Origin of the sequence: Streptomyces sp. NPDC005017 (genome assembly GCF_042873115.1) — a bacterium.
Taxonomy (GTDB): Bacteria; Actinomycetota; Actinomycetes; order Streptomycetales; family Streptomycetaceae; genus Streptomyces.
The window spans coordinates 18,811-40,185 of record NZ_JBIALD010000031.1 but is presented as its reverse complement, the minus strand read 5'-3'; the positions used below and the strand labels follow the sequence as shown (position 1 = coordinate 40,185).

Genomic DNA, 21,375 nt, shown 5'->3' with positions numbered 1-21,375 from the left:
TCCCGCCCCGCTCACACGGGCCGTCGGGCGGGCTCGGGGGCCGGGTGGGCCGGGTCGAGTTCCTCGATGGCGCGCAGGGTGCCGCCGAGCATCTTCACCAGCAGTTCGCGCATGTCGTCGCGGGACAGTCCGGGCCGGTCGATCCAGTCCAGCGTGGCGCCCTCGACACCGCAGACCCAGCCCAGCAGCCCCATCCGGGCCACGGGCCCGATCTCCCGGCGGCCGTACGCCCCTTCGGCGATGGTCGTCACGATCGCCTCGCGCACCCCGTCCCGGATGGCGTGCACCTCGGCGTCGAAGCCGACACCGCCGCTGACGATGGTGCGGTAGGCGGCGTGGTGGTGCTCGGCGTAGCGCAGATAGCCCTCGATGGTCCGTTGCACCCGGTCCACCGCGGGCAGTTCGAGCCCGCCCGCGGCGAAGCCGACCAGGTCGGCGACCGAGTCCTCGACGATGGCCAGGTAGTAGCCGCGCTTGGACTGGAAGTAGTAGTAGATCAGGCCCTTGGCGACATGGGCCTGGCGGGCGATGTCGTCCATGGAGAGCGCGTCGTAGGACGTGTCGGCGAACAGCTTGCGCCCGATGGAGATGAGTTCGGCGCGGCGCGCCAGCGAGCGGTCGGTGCCGCGCACCCTCGGGCGGGCGGCGTCACGCTGGTGACTGATGTCCAATTTCGAACCTGAAATCCAACGGGCGGCGGGACCCCCGCAGTATGTCAGGTCATGGGTGGTTCAGGTCACAGAGGTCCGGGGGCCGGTTACGGCGGCCGGAGTCGGCCCCCGGGGGCTCCGGTAACGGGTGGGGAATTACCTCGATACGGGGCAGGGAGGCTCGGTTTCGGCCGGGACGGTCACCATCGGGGCGGATCGGGCAGTGACGGCCGGGGCGAAACGGGCCAGGACGGGCGGAGACTGTTCCCGGGGCGCGCGGAGCCCGCGCCGCGGTCGGCGGAATCGCGTCAGAGCAGACCGAGCTGGGTCACCAGCATCGCGACGACCACGACGAGGGTCCAGCCCATGGCGTGCTCGGCGATCTTCGGGCCGTCGTCCTCCGTGGGCCCGCCCGTGGTCACCCGGGCGGAGGCGGCTGCGTTCGTGGTCATGCTGTCCACCTTGCCACCCGAGGCGGCTTTTGCGGTGGAGAGCTTGCTCACAGCCGGGCGGGCCGTCCCTCGCCGGGGACGGCCCGGCCGCGTTCAGCGCACCCCCACCGCCGCCAGCGCCCGGCGCTGCCGAGGGGTCGGGTGGGCCGGGAAGTAGAGGTAGCAGACCCCGCCGGTGCCGGAGGCGACCTTGCCGGAGGCGTTGTACCGCTTGGTGCGGAGCCAGATGTTCTCCCACTCGCGGCGCCGGTAGATCCGGCGCACCGCCTCGTTGCTCGGCGAGGCCGGGTCGTTGGCGATCACATCGCCCTCCGCGGTGAAGCCGATCACCGTCATCAGATGCCCGGAGGTGCCGTACCCGGCGCCGGTCAGCTCGTCCGCGCGGAAGGACTGGGACGTTATGGCCGGGATACCGGCCTCGATCAGCGTCTCCAAGTCGGCCAGCGAGTGGAGCCGGGTGACCACGCCCTGCAGGCCCCGGAAGGTGGCGGCGTAGGCGGCGTTGAACGGCCAGTTGCCGCAGCCCGCGTACTGGTAGTCGTAGGTGTACCGGGCCGCGTGGCACACCTGCGGGTCGGCGAAGGCCGGGTCGACCCAGGACAGCTGTTCCTCGCTCAGCCGGGCGCCCCAGTACTCGACGATCATCTGCGAGGAGGTCGGGCTGCACCACGCCTCGCCGCCGTTGTCGTACTCGGGGTACTGGCCCTTGTGGATCTCCTGCGAGTAGCGCGGGACGCCGAGTTCCCTGGTCAGGCCGGGTGTGGAGGCGGGGACGGCGAAGCGGTCGGGGACGTCGGAGCCCATCGCGCCGAGCCGCCACACGGCCGGGGTGGCCTTGGTGCCGGGACGGCGGTACAGGGTCAGCCGCAGCCGGTAGGAGGCCAGCCGCAGGCCGGTCGAGGCGTCGTCGATCGCGAAGGTGTCGGTCCAGACGCTGCTGCGGCCGTCGCTCTGGTCGTCGACCGAGGTGCGCCGGATGTCCTGGTCGCCCGCGGCCCAGCGGCCCAGCACGTACCACGGGGTCCGCGTGCCGTCCGAGTAGGTGCCGAGCAGTTCCACCTGGATCCAGGTGCCGGCCGGGGTGTCGGCGTTCCAGGACGCGATGACCTCGGTGGCGGGGACGGAGAGCGCGTGGAGCGGCGAGGTCCAGGTCGCGTACTCCCACGCGGCGGTGGTGCCGGTGTGCGGGTCGGTGTAGTCGGCGGTGCCGGCCGGGGTGGCGAGCACGAGCGCCGGGCGGGCGCCCGCGACCGCGCGGGTGCCGCGGGCAGTGCCCGAGCGCCAGTCGGTGTACGAGGTCCAGGCGCGGTTGTCGACGAGGCGGTCGGCGCCCGCCGCCCCCTCGGTGCCGGTGCCGTTCCCGGCCGCGGCGTCGGCCGCCGCCGGGCCCGCGCCGGTGACGACCGCGGCGGCGACGGCGGCGGCCAGAACGCTTCTGCGGGACGGCTGTTCGGCTCTGCTCATGGGTGTGTGACTCCCAGGTGTCCGAGTCGGGGCGGGCCCGATGCATGGCTGCGTCCGCCAACTATGGCCGCAGGCACCCTGCTCCAGCCAGCATCTCGGGGCATGCCGCGGCCACCAATATTGGTTTCGACCACTGGCATGACCTGGACCTCGGCATGGCGGGAGCGGCGGGGATGATGGGCGGGTGAACCCGTCCTCGCTGCCCGACCTCGCCCGCCGTCTGCGGGCACTGCCGCCGTCCTGCGGGCCCGTCCGGCTGGTCGCCGTCGACGGACACGCCGGTTCCGGGAAGTCGACCTTCGCCGGGCGGCTGGCCGGGGCGCTGGGCGGGGCGCCGGTGCTGCGCCTGGACGACATCGCCACGCACGAGGAGCTGTTCGCCTGGACGGACCGGGTGCTGCGGCAGGTCGTCGAGCCGCTGTCGCGGGCCGAACCGGCCGCATACCGGCCGTACGACTGGCGTGCGCGGCGCTTCGGGCCGCCGCGGGAGCTGCCGTCGGCCGAGGTGGTGCTGATCGAGGGGGTCGGCGCGGGGCGCCGGGCGCTGCGGCCGTATCTCGCGCGGCTGCTGTGGATGGAGATGCCGCCGCGGGAGGCGTGGGACCGCGGGCGGGCGCGGGACGGTGCGGAGCAGCGCGTGTTCTGGGACGGCTGGGTCCCGGCGGAGCGGCGGCACTTCGCCGAGGACCCTTCGCGCCCCTTTGCCGATCTCGTGGTGCGGCAGGTGCAAGAGGGGTACGAGGTACTGCCCGGACCGGCTGCCGACGCCGCAATGTGACACTCCGTAAGCAACTGTAGACAATGTGATGGAACTGTGGAGATCGCGTCATCTGAACTTTGACCGGTGCCCCAACTCCGCTTGACCGTCAGGCCGTACAGGACTTACGTTCTCAATGTGCGCACCGAAAGGGCGCCCCATCGACGCGAAGCCCCCGGTTGTTCCCCCGTGACCGGGGGCTTCGTTCTGTCCTCACACCCCCGGCCGAGCGCTGTGAGGCGCCGCATGCTCACCCTCGGTCACCGGATCGGGGTGCGCCCCCGCCCCCTCCCGGCGCGCCGAACGGCCGGTGCCGCACCCTTCGGCGGGCGACACCCACGCAGGTACGATGCCCTCGGAGCGACCTTCGTACGAAGGTCGCGTCGGGCAACTCCGGTCCGCGGCAGGGCGGTTCGAGCGCGACGGCCGACGGGCGAGCGCCCGCCGGTGAACCAGCGGGGGCACGGCTTGTGGGGGACGTGATGGACTTCGGCACGCAGGGCCCCGAGGCCCCGGCCGACCTCGCCTGGTTGCGAGGGGTCGACGCCTACACCATGGGCGCCTATCCGCAGGCGGAGGAGGAGTTCCGCTCCGCGGTACGGCTCGACCCCGGGATGGCGGACGGCTGGCTCGGACTGCACGCGCTGCGGGTGGACACGACGACCGCGCTGCTGCGGATGTTCCGGCACCGCGACCGCTTCGGCGAACAGCGCGCCCGGCACAGGCGCACGCTCAACTCCTGGTACTGGCTGGGCTGGTGGGTGCAGCCGGTGCTGGAGAGTCCGCGCGATCTCCTGCTCGCGCACGCCTCGCACTGGCTGGACGGACGCCATGTGCCCGAGCTGGACCGGGCGCTGGCCGGACTGCCGCCCGTGGACGCCGACCCGCAGGTGCGGTTCCTGCACGCCTGCCGCTCCTATCTGGTCAAGGACTGGGAGCAGCTCGTCCGGCACACCGACTCGCTGATCGACGACCCGCTGCTCGGCATCGAGGCCGGGCTGTTCGGGGGCATGGCCCGGGTGCGGCTGGAGATGTACGGACAGGCCGAGCCGCTGCTGTCGGCCGCGCTGATGCGCTGCCGCAGCGAGCAGCCGCAGCGCAAGGAGCTGCGCTACTGGCTGGCCCGCGCCCACGAGGGCACCGGCCGCTCGGCGGCCGCGCTGCCGCTGTACCGGGCCGTGCACCGCGTCGATCCCGCGTTCATGGACACCTCGGCCCGGCTCGCCGCGATCTCCGAGGGCGACGGCTACGACGAGACCTCCGACCTGGCGGCCATCACCCTGGCCGGCGCAGGGCAGGACAGCGTGGACGGGATGGACGTCCTCGACCCGCTCTTCGGCATGGACGGCCGTGATCTGCGGCTGCCCGAGCCCGATCTGCTGCCGCCGGCCGCGCCGCTGCCCGCCGTGACCGACCCGGCCGTGCGCGAGAAGACCGTGGTGCCCTCCGGGCCGCTGCCCGCAGGTCCGACGGACCCCGCGTTACTCGACGAGGCGCTCGCGGAACTCGAGCGCATGGTGGGCCTGGAGCCGGTCAAGCGCCAGGTCAAGGCCCTGTCCGCACAGCTGAACATGGCACGGCTGCGGACCGGTCAGGGGCTGCCGGTCCAGCCGCCCAAGCGGCACTTCGTCTTCTCCGGCCCCTCCGGCACCGGCAAGACCACGGTGGCCCGCATTCTCGGCCGGGTCTTCTACGCCCTCGGCCTGCTGGGCGGGGACCATCTCGTGGAGGCCCAGCGGGCGGACCTCGTCGGCGAGTACCTCGGGCAGACCGCCGTGAAGGCCAACGAGCTGATCGACTCCGCGCTCGGCGGCGTCCTCTTCGTCGACGAGGCCTACTCGCTCTCCAACTCCGGTTACGGCAAGGGCGACGCGTACGGCGACGAGGCCCTCCAGGTGCTGCTGAAGCGCGCCGAGGACAACCGCGACCATCTCGTGGTGATCCTGGCCGGCTACCCCGAGGGCATGGACCGGCTGCTCGCCGCCAACCCCGGGCTGTCCTCGCGGTTCACGACCCGGGTCGACTTCCCCTCCTACCGCCCGCTCGAACTCACCGCGATCGGCGAGGTGCTGGCCGCCGAGAACGGCGACGCCTGGGACGACGAGGCGATCGACGAACTGCGGTCCATCGCGGGGCACGTCGTCGACCAGGGGTGGATCGACGAGCTGGGCAACGGCCGTTTCCTGCGGACCCTGTACGAGAAGAGCTGCGCCTACCGGGATCTGCGGCTGTCCGCCTACCCCGGCAGCCTGTCCAGGGACGACCTGGCGACCCTGCGGCTGCCGGATCTGATGCAGGCCTACGGCGAGGTGCTGTCGGGGCGCGGCCCGCAGGACCCGTCCGCCCTGTAGGGCCGGTACGGCCCGTCCTTCGGGGATGCGGGGGCGTTGTTCGCGGCCCCGCGCCCCTCAAGGGTGAGTTCTGCGCTCGCGAGCCCCAGGATCGCCCGGTTCCTCGTGGCCCGGGTCGCGCAGTTCCCCGCGCCCCTGAAAGATTGCGCCGTTCCCCGCGCGGGACCGTACCGCGTGAGGTGCGGGCGGGCCGTCGACCCGGCCCGCACCCCCGGCGGCGCGGCTACGAGGCCAGCACTCCTTCCGGCTCCCCCGTCGGCCTCGGCTCGGTGACCCGTACCTCCGGGGCCGAGACGGGTGCCGGGGAGGGTGCCGGAGCCCGGTGGGCCGGGTCCCTGACCTCGCCGACGATCAGCTCCAGCACGTCCTCCAGGGCGACCAGGCCCAGCACGCGGCCCGAGGCGTCGGCCACCTGGGCGAGGTGGGTCCCCGCCCGGCGCATGACCGTGAGGGCGTCGTCGAGGGGCAGGTCGGACCGGAGGGTCGTCATATGGCGCCAGACGTGCTGGGGGACGGCCCGGTCGGAGTCCTCCAGGTCGAGGACGTCCTTGACGTGGACGTACCCCATGTAGACCCCGTTGTCGGCGGCGAGGGGGAAGCGGGAGTAGCCCGTCCTCGCCGTGAGCTCCACGATGCGGCCCGGGGTGACCGACGGGCCCACCGTCACCAGGGACTCGCCGCGCAGCAGCACGTCCGTCACCGGGCGGGAGGCCAGCTCCAGGGCGTCCTCCAGGCGTTCCTGCTCCTCCGGGTCGAGCAGACCGGCCTGACCGGAGTCCTCGACGAGCCGGCCGAGCTGGACGCTGGTGAAGACCGCCTCGACCTCGTCCTTGGGCTCGACCCGGAACAGGCGCAGGACGGCCTGGGCGCAGTAGCCCAGGGCATGGGTGACCGGCCCGCAGACCCGGGCGAACGCGACCAGGCCGGGGGCGAGCCAGAGCGCGGTCTTCTCGGGGGCCGCCATGGCGAGGTTCTTCGGGACCATCTCGCCGATGACGAGGTGGAAGAAGACCACGGCGGCGAGCGCGATGACATAGCCGAGCGGGTGGATCACGCCGTGCGGCAGATGCATCCGCTCGAAGAGGGGCTCCAGCAGATGCGCCACGGTCGGCTCGGCGACCGCGCCCAGGGTCAGGGAGCAGATGGTGATGCCGAACTGGGCGGCGGCCATCATCCGCGGCAGCCGCTCCAGGCCGTGCAGCACCTGGCGGGCCCGCGCGGTGCCGAGCGGCTCGATCTGGCTGCGGCGCACCGACACCAGGGCGAACTCGGCGCCGACGAAGAAGCCGTTGGCGAGGACCAGCAGCGCGGCGAACAGCAGTTGCAGGACGCTCATCGGGCGGCCTCCCGGACGGCGGCGGTGCGCACCAGGCGCACCCGCTCGGCCCTGTAGTGACCGACCCGGCGCACGGAGAGCCGCCAGCCGGGCAGCTCGGCCCGGTCACCGGCGGCCGGGATACGGCCGAGCAGATCGGCGACCAGGCCGGCGACGGTCTCGTAGGGGCCCTCGGGCACGTCCATGCCTATCCGCGCCAGGGTGTCGACGCGGCAGCTGCCGTCCACGTCCCAGGCGGGCCGGCCGTCCTCCGCCGGGGCGGGGGCCAGTTCGGGGGTGTCCTGGCCGTCGTGCTCGTCGCGGACCTCGCCGACGATCTCCTCGACGATGTCCTCCAGGGTGACCACGCCTGCCGTGCCGCCGTACTCGTCGACGACGACGGCGATGGGCTGCTCGCTGCGCAGCCGGGCCAGCAGCGGCTGCACCGGGAGGGTCTCGGGGACGAGCAGCGCGGGCCGGGCGATCCGGGCGACCGGGGTGCGCAGCCGCTCCTGCACGGGCACCGCCAGGGCGTCCTTCAGATGGGCCATGCCGACGATCTCGTCGATCTTCTCCCGGTAGACGGGGAAGCGCGACAGACCGGTGGCGCGGGTGAGGTTGACGACGTCCTCGGCGGTGGCGGAGGACTGGAGCGCGCTGACCTTCACCCGGGGCGTCATCACGTGCTGGGCGGTCAGCTCGGCCAGCGACAGGGTGCGCACGAACAGGTCGGCGGTGTCCTGCTCCAGGGCGCCGGCCTGGGCGGAGTGCTGGGCCAGGGAGACCAGCTCACCGGGGGTGCGGGCGGAGGCGAGCTCCTCGGTGGGCTCGACGCCGAGGGCGCGGACCAGCCGGTTGGCGACCGCGTTGAGCCCGGCGATCACCGGCCGGAACAGCCGGGCGAAGGCGTGCTGCGGGCCGGCGACGAACCGCGCGACCTGCATCGGGCGGGACACGGCCCAGTTCTTGGGCACCAGTTCGCCGACGACCATCTGGACGGCGGAGGCGAACAGCATGCCGATGATCACGGCCACGCCGGAGACGGCTCCCTCGGGTACGCCGAGCGCGGTGACCGGGCCGTCGAGCAGCTTGGCCAGGGCGGGTTCGGCGAGCATGCCGACGACGAGGGAGGTGATGGTGATGCCGAGCTGGGTGCCGGAGAGCTGGAAGGAGAGCTCCTTCAGCGACTCCACGACCGTACGGGCGCGGCGGTCGCCTTCGGCGGCGGCCTTCTCGGCCTCGGGGCGTTCGACGGTCACCAGACCGAACTCGGCCGCCACGAAGAAGCCGTTGGCCAGGATGAGCAGGAACGCGGCTGCGAGAAGCAGCAGGGGGGTGCTCATGGTGCCACCGCCTGCGCAAGGGCACGGACTCCGGTGAAGGGGTGCGTGCTATGTCGGCAGGGGGCGGCGCAGGTACTGCAGGACGATCCGTCCATCGCCGGAGAGGGTCACTCCTCGGGTAGCAGGAACCCCTGTGCACCGGACGGTGCCACAGGGGCGGAGGCGCAGCGAAAACGCCTCCGCCACCAGATTAATCAAGACACGGGCCCGTGCGGCAGGGTGGACGCCCCGGAGTCGGCCCCGGGATCACCCCGGACCTCAGCTCCGGGACGTCTCGGGGTCGTGCCCTGAACGGGCCTCGACGAGCGCGCGCAGCGTCCGCGCGTCCGCGATGGCCTGCTCCTTCGCGATGCCGGGCTGGATCCCGATGGCGGGCTGGCTGGTGCCGTCGCTGAGGTCGAGGAACACCCAGGGGTCGCCGACGCGCAGGTTCACCTGGACGATCTCCGGCCAGCCCAGTCGGCGGGTGCTGGCGAAGTTGACGACGGTGATGCCGTTCTCGTCGGCGACGACCTTGGGCCGGGCCAGCATCAGCACGACGCCGGAGAGCAGGGCGGCCGTGAGGACGAAGCTGATCCGCTCACCGGGGCTGAGGCGCTCCAGGAGCAGCGCGACGGCCGAGACGACCACGAAGATCGAGGTGGCGGCCGTGAGCAGCACCGCGCGGGTGCGGCCGGGCCGGAAGGTGACGGGGAGGGCGGGGAGTTCCGACATGTCGTGCGCGCCCCGTCAGAGCCGGCAGGCGTGGATGGCGGTGGTCAGGATGGCCCGCGCGCCGATGGCGTACAGGTCGTCCATGATCCGCTGCGCCTCCTTGGTCGGCACCATGGCGCGGACGGCGACCCAGCCCTCGTTGTGCAGCGGGGACACGGTCGGGCCCTCCAGGCCGGGGGTGATGGCGACGGCCGCTTCCAGGTGCTCGGCGCGGATGTCGTAGTCCATCATCACGTACGTCCGGGCGACCAGGACGCCCTGGAGGCGGCGCAGGAACTGCTGGACCTTGGGGTCGTCGGGGTCGGCGCCGGTGCGCCGGACGACCAGCGCCTCGGACCTCATGATCGGCTCGCCGATGACCTCCAGGCCCGCGTTGCGCAGCGAGGTGCCGGTCTCGACGACGTCCGCGATGACCTCGGCCACACCCAGCTCGATGGCCGTCTCGACGGCGCCGTCGAGGTGGACGACCGAGGCGTCGATGCCGCTGTCGGCGAGGTGCTTGGCGACGATGCCCTCGTAGGAGGTGGCGACCGTCATGCCGCCGAGGTCCTCGACGCCCTTGGCGGTGCCGGGCTTGGTGGCGTAGCGGAAGGTGGAGCGGGCGAAGCCGAGCGGGAGGATCTCCTCGGCGTTGGCGCCGGAGTCGATCAGCAGGTCGCGCCCGGTGATGCCGATGTCGAGGCGGCCGGAGGAGACGTAGATCGCGATGTCGCGGGGGCGGAGGTAGAAGAACTCGACCTCGTTCTCCGGGTCGACGATCCGCAGTTCCTTGGACTCCCGCCGCTGCTGGTAGCCGGCCTCATGCAGCATGTCCGCCGCAGGGCCTGAGAGGGAACCCTTGTTGGGGACGGCGATGCGCAGCATGAGGTCGGCTTCCTTTGCGTGATGTCTTGCGGCGGACGGGTGCGGGGTGCTTACAGGTGGGCGTAGACGTCGTCGAGGGAGATGCCGCGGGCGACCATCATCACCTGGACGTGGTACAGCAGCTGGGAGATCTCCTCGGCTGCCGCCTCCTTGCCCTCGTACTCGGCGGCCATCCAGACCTCGGCGGCCTCCTCGACGACCTTCTTGCCGATGGCATGGACGCCCTTGCCCACGAGTTCGGCGGTGCGGGAGGTGGCGGGGTCGCCGGTGGCGGCCTTGTGCTGGAGCTCGGTGAAGAGCTCCTCGAACGTCTTCTTGGACATGGTGGTCCTTACCCTACGCGGTCCCCGGCACCGGTCAGCGCCACGGTTCGGATACTGAACGCAGGGTGGCCGCGGTGGCGACGGCGGCGGTGACCGCCTCGTGCCCCTTGTCCTCGTTGGAGCCGGGCAGACCGGCCCGGTCCAGGGCCTGCTCCTCGGTGTCGCAGGTGAGCACGCCGAAGCCGACGGGGACGCCGGTCTCGACGGACACCTGGGTCAGGCCCTGGGTGACGCCCTGGCACACGAACTCGAAGTGGGGGGTGCCGCCGCGGATGACGACACCGAGGGCGACGACGGCGTCGTAGCCGCGGCCGGCGAGGACCTTGGCGACGACGGGGAGTTCCCAGGTGCCGGGGACCCGGAGCAGGGTCGGCTCGTCGATGCCGAGGTCGTGCAGGGCGCGCAGGGCGCCGTCGACCAGTCCGTCCATCACTTTCTCGTGCCACTGCGCCGCGATCACCGCGACCCTAAGGTCGCCGACGTTGCGTACGGACAGGTTGGGTGCGCCCTTGCCGCTCACGGTGTTGTGTCTCCTCGCTGGTCTGTTGCCGGATGTCGCAGATGGCCGGTCGGTTACTGGTTCTCGCAGGTGGACGTCGACGCGGGGGCTGCCGCGGCGGGTGTGTCCAGCCAGGGCAGATCGTGTCCCATCCGGTCCCGCTTGGTACGCAGGTAGCGGAGGTTGTGCTCGCCCGCGTGCACGGGCATCGGCTCGCGCTCGGTGACCTCGATGCCGTGCCGGACGAGCGCGTCGGTCTTGTCGGGGTTGTTGGTCATCAGGCGGACGCTGACGACGCCGAGGTCCTTCAGCATCTGCGCGCCGGCGCCGTAGTCGCGGGCGTCGGCGGGCAGGCCGAGTTCGAGGTTGGCGTCCAGGGTGTCGCGCCCGCGCTCCTGGAGCTCGTAGGCGCGCAGCTTGGACATCAGGCCGATGCCGCGTCCCTCGTGGCCGCGGAGGTAGACCACCACGCCCCGGCCCTCTGCCTGGATGCGCTCCAGGGAGGCGTCGAGCTGGGGGCCGCAGTCGCAGCGCTGGGAGCTGAAGATGTCGCCGGTGAGGCACTCGGAGTGCATCCGGACCAGAACGTCCTTGCCGTCGCCGAGGTCGCCGTGGACGAGGGCGACGTGCTCGACGCCGTCCACGGTGGAGCGGTAGCCGACGGCGGTGAAGGTGCCGTGGGCGGTGGGCAGCCGGGTCTCGGCCTCGCGGCGGACGGTGGGCTCGGTGGAGCGCCGGTAGGCGATCAGGTCCTCGATGGAGATGATCGTCAGACCGTGCTTGCGGGCGAACGGGATCAGCTCGGGCAGCCGCAGCATGGTGCCGTCCTCGCCCGCGATCTCCACGATGGCGCCGGCCGGACGCAGGCCCGCGAGGCGGGCGAGGTCGACGGCGGCCTCGGTGTGGCCGTTGCGGGTCAGGACGCCGCCGGGCTTGGCGCGCAGCGGGAAGACGTGGCCGGGGCGGACGAAGTCGTCGGCCTGGGCGGTGCCGCTCGCCAGCAGCTGGAGCGTGGTGGCGCGGTCGGAGGCGGAGATGCCGGTGGTCACGCCGTAGACGGCGGAGGCGTCGACGGAGACGGTGAACGCGGTCTGCATCGACTCGGTGTTGGCGGCGACCATCTGCGGGAGCTGGAGGCGCTCCAGCTCGTCGCCCTCCATGGGGGCGCAGATCAGACCGCGGCACTCGCTCATCATGAAGGCGACGATCTCGGGGGTGGCGTGCTCGGCGGCGATGACGAGGTCGCCCTCGTTCTCGCGGTCCTCGTCGTCCACGACCACGATCGGACGGCCGGCCGCGATGTCGGCGATGGCGCGCTCGATCGGGTCCAGGACGAAGTCGTCGAGGTCGTCCGTGCTGTAGAGGACGGGGGTGGTGTTCATGCGGGCGCTCCTTCCAGGGCCGGCCGCGCGCCGTTGCGGGAGCGCAGCCACCAGTCGCGCAGGCCCCACAGGACGAGCGCGCCGTAGATGACGTAGACGAAACCGGAGAACGCGTAACCGTTGGCGAAGTTCAGCGGCACGCCGACGAGGTCGACGAGCAGCCAGGCGAGCCAGAACTCGACCATGCCGCGTGCCTGCGCGTACATGGCGACGATCGTGCCGACGAAGATGTAGGCGTCCGGCCAGGGATCCCAGGACAGGCTCGGATACGCCTTGAACAGCAGGGCGACGGCGACGGTGCCGGCGGCTGCCGCGGCGGCCATGGCGCCGCGCTCGGTCCAGGTGGCGAAGCGTACGGAGACGTGACCGTCCGCGGTCCGTCCCCGGCGGCTCCACCGCCACCAGCCGTACAGCGCGACGAGCATGACCACGACCTGCTTGCCGGCGCTGCCGGCGAGGTGGCCGTAGAAGGCGCCGAAGAGGATGAGACCGGCCAGGAACTGCACGGGCCAGGTCAGCACCGAGCGGCGCCAGCCGAGGGTGAGGGCGATCAGTCCGAGGACGTTGCCGACCAGGTCCGACCAGATGATGCGCTGGTCGAACAGGACGAACGCCTCGGAGTCGAGCCAGTTCACGCCCCCTCCCCCCGGCCGGTGGTGAGCAGACGCTCGACGTACTTGGCGATGATGTCGACCTCGAGGTTGACCGGGTCGCCGGCCTGCTTGTGGCCGAGCGTGGTCAGCGCGAGGGTGGTGGGGATGAGGCTGACGGTGAAGTAGTCGGCGCCCACCTCCACGACGGTGAGGCTGATGCCGTCGATGGTGATGGAGCCCTTCTCGACGACGTAGCGCGCGAGGTCGGCGGGCAGGGAGATCGTGACGATCTCCCAGTGCTCCGAGGGGCTGCGCCCGACCACCGCGCCGGTGCCGTCGACGTGGCCCTGGACGATGTGGCCGCCGAGGCGGTGGCCCACGGCGGTGGGCCGTTCGAGGTTGACGCGCGAGCCGACGGTGAGGGCGCCCAGGCTGGAGCGCTTGAGGGTCTCCGCCATGACGTCGGCGGTGAACTCGTCGCCCTCGTGGTCCACGACGGTCAGACACACGCCGTTCACCGCGATGGAGTCACCGTGCTTGGCGCCTTCGGTGACGACGGGTCCGCGCAGCCGGAAGCGACAGGCGTCGTCGAGAGTCTCGACGCCGGTGACCTCACCCAGCTCTTCGACGATTCCGGTGAACACTTCCCGGGTCCTCCTGCCTCTTCGGGCACGGACTCCGGGGCCTGTCGATGACGACAGAGAGAGCGCACGAGAACACCGGGAGCGACGCCGGACAGAGCTCGCCCGAAAAGGCGAACCGGTACGGCGACGCGCACAGGATGTGCTCGCCCGCCGCGCACTGCCTCCCATCCGGACTTTAACCGTCGGTCCAGGAATTTCACCTGGTCAACCGGCCGCTGGAGGCGACCGGGTCGCGGACTGTAACCGCCGGTTCGGACTTTCACCGACCCCGGAGTGCGCTGCTACTGGTACAGGGCCAGTCTGCCACGGAGAGCACTCCTCCATGCGGGTGATGTTTGTGGGCTCGCTCACAGAACGCTCGACGAAGGCTCGAGGTCCACCAGGGCACCAGATTGGTCCATACCTATTGACGCATTGGTCTAGTCCTCTCTAGGGTCTGCGCAACTTCCGTGGAGAGGAACCGACTTGATGTCCCCCTCGCGCAACACAGCGAGACCCGCCCTGTTCGCGGCCGCCGCCGCGGCCGCGGGTCTGTTGCTGGCCGGCCTCCCGGCCACCGTCTCCCACGCCGCCGACCAGGACTCCTGCCGTCCGGACGGCCTGTACCGGACGCCCGGTGTCGAAGTCCCCTACTGCTCCGTCTACGACGCCGACGGGCGCGAGAAGATGGGCGCCGACCACCAGCGCCGCGTCATCGGCTACTTCACCGGCTGGCGCACGGGCAAGGACGGGACCCCCGCCTACCTCGCCTCCGACATCCCCTGGGACAAGGTCACCCACCTCAACTACGCCTTCGCGCACATCGACGGCTCCCACAGGATCTCCGTCGGCTCGGACGGCGCGAAGAACTCCGCGACCGGAATGACCTGGCCCGGCGTGGCGGGCGCCGAGATGGACCCGGCATTCGGCTACAAGGGCCACTTCAACCTGCTGAACAAATTCAAGAAGCAGCATCCGAACGTCAAGACCCTCATCTCCGTGGGCGGTTGGGCCGAGACCGGCGGCTATTTCGCCGACGACGGCAGCCGGGTGAACTCCGGCGGCTTCTACTCGATGGCCACCAACGCCGACGGCTCGGTGAACCAGGCGGGCATCGACACCTTCGCCGACTCGTCCGTCGAGTTCATCAGGAAGTACGGCTTCAACGGCGTCGACATCGACTACGAGTACCCGACGACGATGAAGGACGCGGGCAACCCGCTCGACTGGTCCCTCTCCAACGCCCGCCGGGCCGGCCTGGTCAAGGGCTACGCGGCCCTGATGAAGACGCTGCGCGAGAAGCTCGACCGCGCGGGCGCCGCCGACGGGAAGCACTACCTCCTCTCGGTCGCCGCTCCCTCCTCCGGATATCTGCTGCGCGGTATGGAGACGTTCCAGGTCCAGAAGTACCTGGACTACGTAAACATCATGTCCTACGACCTGCACGGCGCCTGGAACGAGTACGTCGGCCCGAACGCCTCGCTGTTCGACGACGGAAAGGACGCCGAACTCGCCGCCGCGGGCGTGTATTCCACCTCCCAGTACGGGGGAATCGGATATCTGAACACCGACTGGGCCGTTCACTACTTCCGCGGCTCGATGCCGGCCGGCCGTATCAACATCGGCCTGCCGTACTACACCCGCGGATTCAAGAACGTCACCGGCGGTACGGACGGTCTGTGGGGCAAGGCGGCGACGACCACCTGTCCGGCCGGGTCCGGCCTCACCAAGTGCGGCGACGGTGCCAGCGGCATCGACAACCTCTGGCACGATCTGGACACCAACGGCAAGGAGTCACCGGCCGGTTCGAATCCTATGTGGCACGCCAAGAACCTTGAGAAGGGTGTCGTCGGCGACTATGTCACCAAGTACGGGTTCCCGGCCGACACCAGGCTGACCGGCACCTACGCCCGCAAGTACGACTCCACCCTGGTCGCGCCCTGGTTGTGGAACGCCGAGAAGAAGGTGTTCCTGTCCACCGAGGACGAGCAGTCGGTGAACGCCAAGGCGGACTACGTCGTCGCGGGCGGCCTCGGCGGAACCATGATCTGGGAGCTCGCCGGCGACTACCGGTGGAACGCCGCCAAGGGCCAGTACGAGCCGGGCTCGACCCTGACTACGGCGATGTACGAGAAGTTCAAGTCCGCGGCTCCGTACGGAGCCAAGCGTTCCACGATCGCTCTTCCGTCCCAGGCCGTCGACATCGACGTGGAATTCGGACAGTTCCCCCTCGGTGACTCCAACTACCCCATCAGCCCCAAGCTGAAGATCACCAACAGCACGTCGGCGACGCTGCCGGGCGGCACGGAGTTCCAGTTCGACTACGGCACCTCCGCGCCCGCCAACGCCAAGGACCAGTCCGGCTGGGGCACCTCGGTGATCCGCAGCGACCACTCGGGCAGCAACGTCGGCGGTCTGAAGGGCCCGTACAACCGGGTGTCGCTGAAGCTGCCGGCCTGGCAGACGCTGGCGCCGGGCGCCTCGGTGGAACTGGACTTCGTGTACTACCTGCCGGTCTCCACCCCGTCCAACTGGACGGTGACCTTCGGCGGGAAGACCTACGCGCTGGCCGACGACCTGGCGCGGGGCACCACCGTGGTGGACCCGGGCACGCCCACCCCGACCCCGACCCCCACGCCGACCCCGACGGGCAGCCCGACCCCGACCCCGACGCCCACGCCGACCGGCGGGACCTGCACGGCCCCGGCCTGGAGCGCGACCGGCACCTACGGCGGCGGCACTACGGTCGCCCATAAGGGGCACTCGTGGAAGTCCAAGTGGTGGACGCAGGGCGAGGAGCCCGGCACCACCGGTGAATGGGGTGTGTGGCAGGACCTCGGCGCCTGCTGAACCCCGATGGACGGGCCCGGCGGCGGGTGACGACGGCCCTTGCCCCGCCGCCGGGTCTTCTCAAGCCCGCGCCGCCGAACAGGCTGCCGCACCACGAAGGTCTCCCCGCCCGCCAGGCCTCCCCGTCCCTCCGGCGGGGAGGCCTTCGTGGCAGGGTGAAGGCATGACCGTCACCGCGCTCGCCGACGAGTTCCAGTCGCACCGACCCCGGCTGTTCGGCCTGGCCTACCGGCTGCTCGGCTCCGCGGACGAGGCGGAGGACGCGGTCCAGGACGCCTGGCTACGCCTCAGCGGCGCCGACCGCGCGGAGATCGACCGCCTCGGGGCCTGGCTCGCCAAGGTCGTCACCAACCTCTGCCTCACCCGGCTGACCTCGGCGCGGGCCCGGCGCGAGACCTACACCGGCACCTGGCTGCCGGAGCCGGTGGTCACCTCCGACGGCACGCTCGGCCCGCTGGAGTCCGCCGAGCGGCGCGAGGCCGTCTCCGTGGCGATGCTCGTCCTGCTGGAGCGGCTGACCCCGACCGAGCGCGCGGTGTACGTGCTGCGCGAGGCGTTCGGCTACGGCCACCGGGAGATCGCGGGCGTCCTGGACCTCGGCGAGGCGAACTGCCGGCAGCTCTACCGCCGGGCGGTCCGCCGGATCGCCGACGAGGAGCACCGCTTCGAGCCGGCGCCCGAGCTCCAGGAGGAACTGGTCACCTCCTTCATGAACGCGGCCCGCGACGGCGACCTGGCGGGCCTGGAGAAGATCCTCGCCGCCGACGTCACCTTCTTCAGCGACGGCGGCGGCAAGGTCAGCGCGGCCCTGCGGCCGATCGAGGGCCGCGACAAGGTCGTCCGCTTCCTGCTGGGCATCTCCGAGCGCTATCTGAGCGGGATCACCTTCACGACGGCCGAGGTCAACGGCGCGGCCGCGCTGATCGCCTGGGAGGGCGGGCAGATCGTCTCGGTGGCCGCGGTCGAGCAGCGCGACGGGCTGATCAGCGAGGTGCACAACGTACTGAACCCGCAGAAGCTGGACTTCCTGCGGCGCCAGCTGACCGGTACCTGAAACGCCGCCCCCGGGGTGTCACATTTCCGGGGTCCGTCCGGTCATAGCTGGTGAAGGGCGCCCGACGAGGGGTGCCGGACCTCCCTAAGGGGCTGAACAGCATGACCACGATCCTGGTGACCGGCGGTACCGGAACCCTCGGCCGGCTCGTCACCGAGCGGCTGCGGGCGGACGGCCACGAGGTGCGGGTGCTCAGCAGGCACGCCCAGCCGTACGCCGTCGACCTGCTCGAGGGCGGCAGCGGTCTGGACGCGGCCGTGACGGGCGTCGACACGATCGTGCACTGCGCGACCTCGCCGCGGGGCGGGGCCGACGAGAAGGCCGCGGCCCACCTGATCGAGGCGGCCCGGCGGGCCGGGGTCGGCCATCTGGTGTACATCTCGATCGTCGGGGTGGACCGGGTGCCCTTCCCCTACTACCGGACCAAGCTCGCCGTGGAGCGGCTCGTCGAGCAGTCGGGGCTGGGCTGGACGATCGTGCGCGCGACCCAGTTCCACGATCTGCTGGTCCAGCTGTTCGAGGCGCTGGCCAAGTCGCCGGTGATGCCGCTGCCCGCCGGTGTCAGCGACCAGCCGATCGAGGTCGCCGAGGTCGCCGACCGGCTGGCGGAGCTGGCCACCGGGGCTCCCGCGGGCCGGGTCGAGGACATGGGCGGGCCCGAGGTGCGCGGCTTCGAGTCACTGACCCGCTCCTACCTGGCCGCCAGGGGCCGCCGCCGGGCGCCGCTGAACGTGCCCCTGTGGGGCGCCGCCTACCGCGCCTTCCGCGCGGGCGGCCACCTCACCCCGGAACACGCCGTGGGCAAGGGCACGTTCGAGCACTACCTGGAGCGCAGGTTCGGCGGGCGGAGGGCCTGAGACGGGCGAGGGCCGGCGGCCTGCGAAACCCCGTCAGGGCAGCAACGGGCGCGGGCCGACGGCCCACGGGTCCCGCGAGAGCAGCAACGGGCAAGGGCGGGCGGCCCACGGGGTCCCGTGGGGGCCGGAACGGGCAAGGGCGGGCGGCCCACGGGGTCCCGTGGGGGCCGGAACGGGCTGGTACGAGGCCCGCCGCTCCCGTGCCGCCCGACGGGCCGGCGGGCATCGGCGTCACGCCGGGCGGGAAACGGCGGTGGGCCCGGAGCGCGGGGCGGGCCTCAGCGCTCCCGTGGCGCGAACAGCTCGTCCTGGGCGCGGTCGCGGGCGGTGAGCAGCGCGCCGCGCAGGACGGCGGCGCCGCCGAGTGTGCCGGGGCGGACCTCGGTGTCCAGCGGCGACATACGGCGGGCCTGATCCTCGACCCGCCGGGCGAGCTCCTCTCCCCCGGCCCGGCCGATCTCGCCGCCGAGGACGACGCAGCCCGGGTCGAGCACGGCGACGACGGAGGCGACCCCGATCGCGAGCCGCGCGGCGAGGGCGTCGAGGAAGGCACCGGAGCCTTCGGCCACGGCCGCCCGCACCTGTGCGGCGGCCCGGGGCTCCGCCCCGGCCGCCTCTGCCCGCACCCCGTGCTCGTCCGCCAGCCGCTCGATCGCCTCCGCCCCGGCCAGGGCGTGGAAGCCGCCGCCGCAGTCCGTGCGCGAGGGCAGGGCGTCGGTGCCGGGAACGGGCAGGAAGCCGATCTCACCGGTGCCGCCGGAGGCGCCGCGGCGCAGGGCACCGTCGAGGACGACGGCCGCGCCGGTGCCGTGGCCGAGCCAGAGCAGGACGAAGGTCTCGCGGTCGCGGGCGGCACCCTCGCGCTGCTCGGCCAGGGCCGCGAGGTTGGTCTCGTTCTCTACGCTGACCCGGGCCTCGGGCAGCCGTTCCTGGAGGGCGGCCACCAGACGGCGGTGCCATTCGGGCAGCTTGGTGGTGTCGCGCAGTTCGCCGCCCGCCGGGTCGATCAGGCCGGGCGCGCCGATCCCGACCGTGTGCAGCCGGTCCGCGCCGGCCTCCTTCAGCGTCCGTTCGACCAGGGCCACGGACTGCTCGACCGCGGACCCGGTGCCGGTGTCCCCGCCGATCGGCACGGCCGCCTCCGCGAGCACCCGGCCCAGCAGGTCGGCGACGAGCACGGTGACGCCCTCGGTGCGCACGTCCAGGGCGGCGAGATGGGCGCGGTCGGCGACGATGCCGTAGAGCCTGGCGTTGGGGCCGCGCCGCTGCTCGCCGGCCTCGCCGACGACGGTGACGAGCCCGGCGGCGGTGAGCCGTTCGACGAGGTCCGCGACCGTCGGCCGGGACAGTCCGGTGAGCCGCTTGAGCTGCGGGGCCGTGAGCGGGCCCTCCTCCTGCAACAGACGCAGGGCGAGCCGGTCGTTGAGGGCTCGGGCGGTGCTCGGGGATGCGGCCATGCCGGGATCCTCCCAGACGCGCGGGGCCGTAAGGATCACGGCCGACTGGCAAAGGCTTCCTGCGCGGGCCGCCGGGCCGGAGCCATGGAGGGCCCGCTGAATCCCACTATCTATCAGGCAGGGTCCCTGATAGTTTACGGCGGCGGAGCGGGCCGCAAGGGGCCGGCTTACGGGGAGGGACGGATGATGGACGACGTGGTGTCCGGTGTCGTCGACCGGCGCGCGGTGGTGCGCGCCCGCTACGCGGTGGCCGCCGTGTTCGCCGTGCACGGCGCGGTGACCGGCTCGTTCGCGACCCGTGTGCCCTGGATCCAGGACCACGCCTCGGTCGGTCCCGGGCAGCTCGGTCTGGCCCTGGCGTTCCCCGCGCTCGGCGCCTCGCTGGCCATGCCGCTCGCGGGCAGGATCACCCATCGCTTCGGCGCCCGTACCGCCCTGCGCGGGCTGCTCGCGCTGTGGACGCTGGCGCTGGTGCTGCCCTCCCAGGCGCCGGACCTGGTCACGCTCTGTCTCGCGCTGTTCGTCTTCGGCGCCACGGCAGGCATGTCGGACGTCGCGATGAACGCGCTGGGCGTGGAGGTGGAGAACCGGCTGGACCGGTCGATCATGTCGGGCCTGCACGGCATGTGGAGCGCCGGCGCCCTGATCGGCTCCGTGGGCGGCACGCTGGCCGCCCATCTCGACGTGGACGCCCGGCTGCACCACGTGGCAGCGGCGGGCGTGCTGACCGCGCTCGGGTTCGTGGCCTGCGCCTGGGTGCTGGACCTCCAGCCCGCCGAGGACGAGGAGCCGCCGCCGCGGTTCGCCCTGCCGCCGCGCTCGGCCCTGCTGATCGGGGCGGTCGGCTTCTGCGCGGTGTTCGCGGAGGGCGCGAGCCTCGACTGGTCGGCGGTGTACCTGGAGGACCGGCTGGACGCCTCACCGGGTCTCGCCGCCGCCTGCACCACGGGATTCACGCTGACGATGGCGCTGGCCCGGATCGCCGGCGACAAGGTGGTCGACCGGTACGGCGCCGTCCGTACGGTCCGCGCGGGCGGTGTGGTCGCCGGGCTCGGCGGACTGCTGATCGTGCTGGCGGGTCACCCGGCCGCGGCCATCGCCGGTTTCGCGCTGATGGGGCTCGGCGTCGCGGTCGTCGTCCCGCTGTGCTTCGCGGCGGCCGGGCGCAGCGGGCCCAACCCCAGTCTGGCCATCGCCGGCGTCGCGACGATCACGTACACCTCGGGGCTGGTGGCGCCGGGCGCGACCGGCGGTCTGGCCCAGGTGACCAGCCTGACGGTGTCGTTCGCCGTGGTGACGGTGCTGGCGGCCGCGCTGGCCGTGCTCGCGGGCGTGCTGCGCGCCGGGGACCGCAACCGTCCGAAGGTCAGCCGGCCGGCCGAAGCAGTTCCCGGCCCGCGGCCCTGAACCCCTCGCTCCACGGCGCCGGGCGCAGGGTCGCGGCGTCGAGCCGGACCAGGACGCGGGTGCCGTGCGCGTAGGTCGTGGTGCCGTCGGCCGAGCAGAAGCGGAAGCCGTAGGTGAGGCCCGTGGTGCCGAGGCGGTCCAGCCACAGGTGCACGGCGTAGGCGCCGGGGCGGGTGACGGGGGCGTCGTAGCCGATGGTCAGCTCCTTGACCGCGTTGCAGGCGTCCCCGGCCGCCGCCCAGTCGCCCTCGAAGGTGATACCGTGCCCCTGCCACAGCTCGGCCCATGCACGCTCGACGAGCAGCGGATAGCGGGCGTTGTGCAGCAGTCCGAGCGCGTCGAGGTCGTCGAAGTGGACGGTGACGGGCATGAGCCGGCCGTACGACAGGACGGGTGCGGTCGGGGCTTCGGCGGTCACGA

The 21,375-nt window shown here is 72.2% G+C and carries 20 protein-coding genes and 1 riboswitch; of the genes, 6 read left to right on the top strand and 14 right to left on the bottom strand.

Features of this window, described 5'->3' with window-relative positions:
- Positions 1-11: 11 nt before the first annotated feature.
- The 3 genes from ACFYR0_RS32895 to ACFYR0_RS32885 all read right to left on the bottom strand — a co-directional run bounded on the left by ACFYR0_RS32895 (position 12) and on the right by ACFYR0_RS32885 (position 2,566).
- Positions 12-671: a TetR/AcrR family transcriptional regulator gene (locus ACFYR0_RS32895; RefSeq protein ID WP_389336390.1), complete on the bottom strand. Its 660-nt coding sequence runs from the start codon at positions 669-671 to the stop codon at positions 12-14.
- 287 nt (positions 672-958) lie between these two features.
- Positions 959-1,102, bottom strand: coding sequence for an SCO1431 family membrane protein (locus tag ACFYR0_RS32890; protein ID WP_389336387.1), 144 nt, complete (start codon positions 1,100-1,102; stop codon positions 959-961).
- Positions 1,103-1,195: 93 nt separating this feature from the next.
- A complete protein-coding gene (locus ACFYR0_RS32885; protein WP_389336384.1) occupies positions 1,196-2,566 on the bottom strand; it encodes a peptidase C39 family protein in 1,371 nt (456 codons plus the stop codon).
- 184 nt (positions 2,567-2,750) lie between these two features.
- On the opposite strand from ACFYR0_RS32885, the gene ACFYR0_RS32880 reads away from it, so the two are divergent.
- Positions 2,751-3,344 carry a uridine kinase gene (locus ACFYR0_RS32880; RefSeq protein ID WP_389336381.1) on the top strand — a complete coding sequence of 198 codons (594 nt, stop codon included), beginning with the start codon at positions 2,751-2,753 and terminating at the stop codon, positions 3,342-3,344.
- A gap of 461 nt (positions 3,345-3,805) precedes the next feature.
- Positions 3,806-5,674 (top strand): AAA family ATPase, encoded by a 1,869-nt coding sequence (locus tag ACFYR0_RS32875; RefSeq protein ID WP_389336378.1) that lies wholly within the window; start codon positions 3,806-3,808, stop codon positions 5,672-5,674.
- A 223-nt stretch (positions 5,675-5,897) separates the two neighbouring features.
- Here ACFYR0_RS32875 and ACFYR0_RS32870 read toward each other — a convergent pair whose 3' ends face one another.
- From ACFYR0_RS32870 to ACFYR0_RS32830, 9 genes are all read right to left on the bottom strand, one after another.
- Positions 5,898-7,010, bottom strand: a complete 1,113-nt coding sequence (locus ACFYR0_RS32870) for a hemolysin family protein (RefSeq protein ID WP_386384322.1) — start codon at positions 7,008-7,010, stop codon at positions 5,898-5,900.
- The gene (locus ACFYR0_RS32865; protein WP_389336375.1) at positions 7,007-8,332 is read right to left on the bottom strand and encodes a hemolysin family protein; all 1,326 of its coding nucleotides are present in this window, start codon (positions 8,330-8,332) and stop codon (positions 7,007-7,009) included. Before ACFYR0_RS32865 ends, ACFYR0_RS32870 begins: the two co-directional genes overlap by 4 nt.
- A gap of 258 nt (positions 8,333-8,590) precedes the next feature.
- Positions 8,591-9,046: a PH domain-containing protein gene (locus tag ACFYR0_RS32860; RefSeq protein ID WP_389336372.1), complete on the bottom strand. Its 456-nt coding sequence runs from the start codon at positions 9,044-9,046 to the stop codon at positions 8,591-8,593.
- Between the two features lie 15 nt (positions 9,047-9,061).
- Positions 9,062-9,910: an ATP phosphoribosyltransferase gene (hisG, locus tag ACFYR0_RS32855; protein WP_386384328.1), complete on the bottom strand. Its 849-nt coding sequence runs from the start codon at positions 9,908-9,910 to the stop codon at positions 9,062-9,064.
- 50 nt (positions 9,911-9,960) lie between these two features.
- On the bottom strand, positions 9,961-10,233 hold the full coding sequence (locus ACFYR0_RS32850) for a phosphoribosyl-ATP diphosphatase (protein WP_026249121.1): 273 nt from the start codon (positions 10,231-10,233) through the stop codon (positions 9,961-9,963).
- A 34-nt stretch (positions 10,234-10,267) separates the two neighbouring features.
- A complete protein-coding gene (gene ribH / locus ACFYR0_RS32845; RefSeq protein WP_356694597.1) occupies positions 10,268-10,753 on the bottom strand; it encodes a 6,7-dimethyl-8-ribityllumazine synthase in 486 nt (161 codons plus the stop codon).
- 53 nt (positions 10,754-10,806) lie between these two features.
- A complete protein-coding gene (locus tag ACFYR0_RS32840) occupies positions 10,807-12,114 on the bottom strand; it encodes a bifunctional 3,4-dihydroxy-2-butanone-4-phosphate synthase/GTP cyclohydrolase II (protein WP_389336367.1) in 1,308 nt (435 codons plus the stop codon).
- Positions 12,111-12,749 (bottom strand): nicotinamide riboside transporter PnuC, encoded by a 639-nt coding sequence (locus ACFYR0_RS32835; RefSeq protein ID WP_389336364.1) that lies wholly within the window; start codon positions 12,747-12,749, stop codon positions 12,111-12,113. Before ACFYR0_RS32835 ends, ACFYR0_RS32840 begins: the two co-directional genes overlap by 4 nt.
- Positions 12,746-13,351: a riboflavin synthase gene (locus ACFYR0_RS32830; RefSeq protein WP_386384338.1), complete on the bottom strand. Its 606-nt coding sequence runs from the start codon at positions 13,349-13,351 to the stop codon at positions 12,746-12,748. The genes ACFYR0_RS32835 and ACFYR0_RS32830 overlap by 4 nt, the downstream gene beginning before the upstream one ends.
- Before the next feature lie 150 nt (positions 13,352-13,501).
- Positions 13,502-13,632, bottom strand: a riboswitch (FMN riboswitch).
- A gap of 184 nt (positions 13,633-13,816) precedes the next feature.
- On the opposite strand from ACFYR0_RS32830, the gene ACFYR0_RS32825 reads away from it, so the two are divergent.
- The 3 genes from ACFYR0_RS32825 (at position 13,817) to ACFYR0_RS32815 (ending at position 18,091) form a co-directional block, all read left to right on the top strand.
- Positions 13,817-16,180, top strand: coding sequence for a chitinase C-terminal domain-containing protein (locus ACFYR0_RS32825; RefSeq protein ID WP_389336360.1), 2,364 nt, complete (start codon positions 13,817-13,819; stop codon positions 16,178-16,180).
- 163 nt (positions 16,181-16,343) lie between these two features.
- Positions 16,344-17,234, top strand: a complete 891-nt coding sequence (locus ACFYR0_RS32820; protein ID WP_389336357.1) for an RNA polymerase sigma-70 factor — start codon at positions 16,344-16,346, stop codon at positions 17,232-17,234.
- Positions 17,235-17,335: 101 nt separating this feature from the next.
- Positions 17,336-18,091 carry an SDR family oxidoreductase gene (locus ACFYR0_RS32815; protein WP_389336354.1) on the top strand — a complete coding sequence of 252 codons (756 nt, stop codon included), beginning with the start codon at positions 17,336-17,338 and terminating at the stop codon, positions 18,089-18,091.
- A 278-nt stretch (positions 18,092-18,369) separates the two neighbouring features.
- On the opposite strand, the gene ACFYR0_RS32810 is transcribed toward ACFYR0_RS32815, so the two are convergent.
- Positions 18,370-19,548, bottom strand: coding sequence for an ROK family transcriptional regulator (locus ACFYR0_RS32810; RefSeq protein ID WP_389336351.1), 1,179 nt, complete (start codon positions 19,546-19,548; stop codon positions 18,370-18,372).
- A 186-nt stretch (positions 19,549-19,734) separates the two neighbouring features.
- Between ACFYR0_RS32810 and ACFYR0_RS32805 the strand changes: the two genes are divergently transcribed.
- On the top strand, positions 19,735-20,955 hold the full coding sequence (locus tag ACFYR0_RS32805) for an MFS transporter (protein ID WP_389336496.1): 1,221 nt from the start codon (positions 19,735-19,737) through the stop codon (positions 20,953-20,955).
- Here ACFYR0_RS32805 and ACFYR0_RS32800 read toward each other — a convergent pair.
- The gene (locus tag ACFYR0_RS32800) at positions 20,915-21,373 is read right to left on the bottom strand and encodes an acyl-CoA thioesterase (protein WP_389336349.1); all 459 of its coding nucleotides are present in this window, start codon (positions 21,371-21,373) and stop codon (positions 20,915-20,917) included. The genes ACFYR0_RS32805 and ACFYR0_RS32800 overlap by 41 nt on opposite strands.
- Positions 21,374-21,375: the final 2 nt, after the last annotated feature.

What these genes read in the sequence shown, in the direction of transcription:
- ACFYR0_RS32890 (WP_389336387.1), bottom strand. Translation starts at nt 1,102, where the DNA reads ATGACCACGAACGCAGCCGCCTCCGCCCGGGTGACCACGGGCGGGCCC.
- ACFYR0_RS32885 (WP_389336384.1), bottom strand. Translation starts at nt 2,566, where the DNA reads ATGAGCAGAGCCGAACAGCCGTCCCGCAGAAGCGTTCTGGCCGCCGCC.
- ACFYR0_RS32875 (WP_389336378.1), top strand. Translation starts at nt 3,806, where the DNA reads ATGGACTTCGGCACGCAGGGCCCCGAGGCCCCGGCCGACCTCGCCTGG.
- ACFYR0_RS32870 (WP_386384322.1), bottom strand. Translation starts at nt 7,010, where the DNA reads ATGAGCGTCCTGCAACTGCTGTTCGCCGCGCTGCTGGTCCTCGCCAAC.
- ACFYR0_RS32865 (WP_389336375.1), bottom strand. Translation starts at nt 8,332, where the DNA reads ATGAGCACCCCCCTGCTGCTTCTCGCAGCCGCGTTCCTGCTCATCCTG.
- ACFYR0_RS32860 (WP_389336372.1), bottom strand. Translation starts at nt 9,046, where the DNA reads ATGTCGGAACTCCCCGCCCTCCCCGTCACCTTCCGGCCCGGCCGCACC.
- hisG (WP_386384328.1), bottom strand. Translation starts at nt 9,910, where the DNA reads ATGCTGCGCATCGCCGTCCCCAACAAGGGTTCCCTCTCAGGCCCTGCG.
- ACFYR0_RS32850 (WP_026249121.1), bottom strand. Translation starts at nt 10,233, where the DNA reads ATGTCCAAGAAGACGTTCGAGGAGCTCTTCACCGAGCTCCAGCACAAG.
- ACFYR0_RS32840 (WP_389336367.1), bottom strand. Translation starts at nt 12,114, where the DNA reads ATGAACACCACCCCCGTCCTCTACAGCACGGACGACCTCGACGACTTC.
- ACFYR0_RS32820 (WP_389336357.1), top strand. Translation starts at nt 16,344, where the DNA reads ATGACCGTCACCGCGCTCGCCGACGAGTTCCAGTCGCACCGACCCCGG.
- ACFYR0_RS32815 (WP_389336354.1), top strand. Translation starts at nt 17,336, where the DNA reads ATGACCACGATCCTGGTGACCGGCGGTACCGGAACCCTCGGCCGGCTC.
- ACFYR0_RS32810 (WP_389336351.1), bottom strand. Translation starts at nt 19,548, where the DNA reads ATGGCCGCATCCCCGAGCACCGCCCGAGCCCTCAACGACCGGCTCGCC.
- ACFYR0_RS32805 (WP_389336496.1), top strand. Translation starts at nt 19,735, where the DNA reads ATGGACGACGTGGTGTCCGGTGTCGTCGACCGGCGCGCGGTGGTGCGC.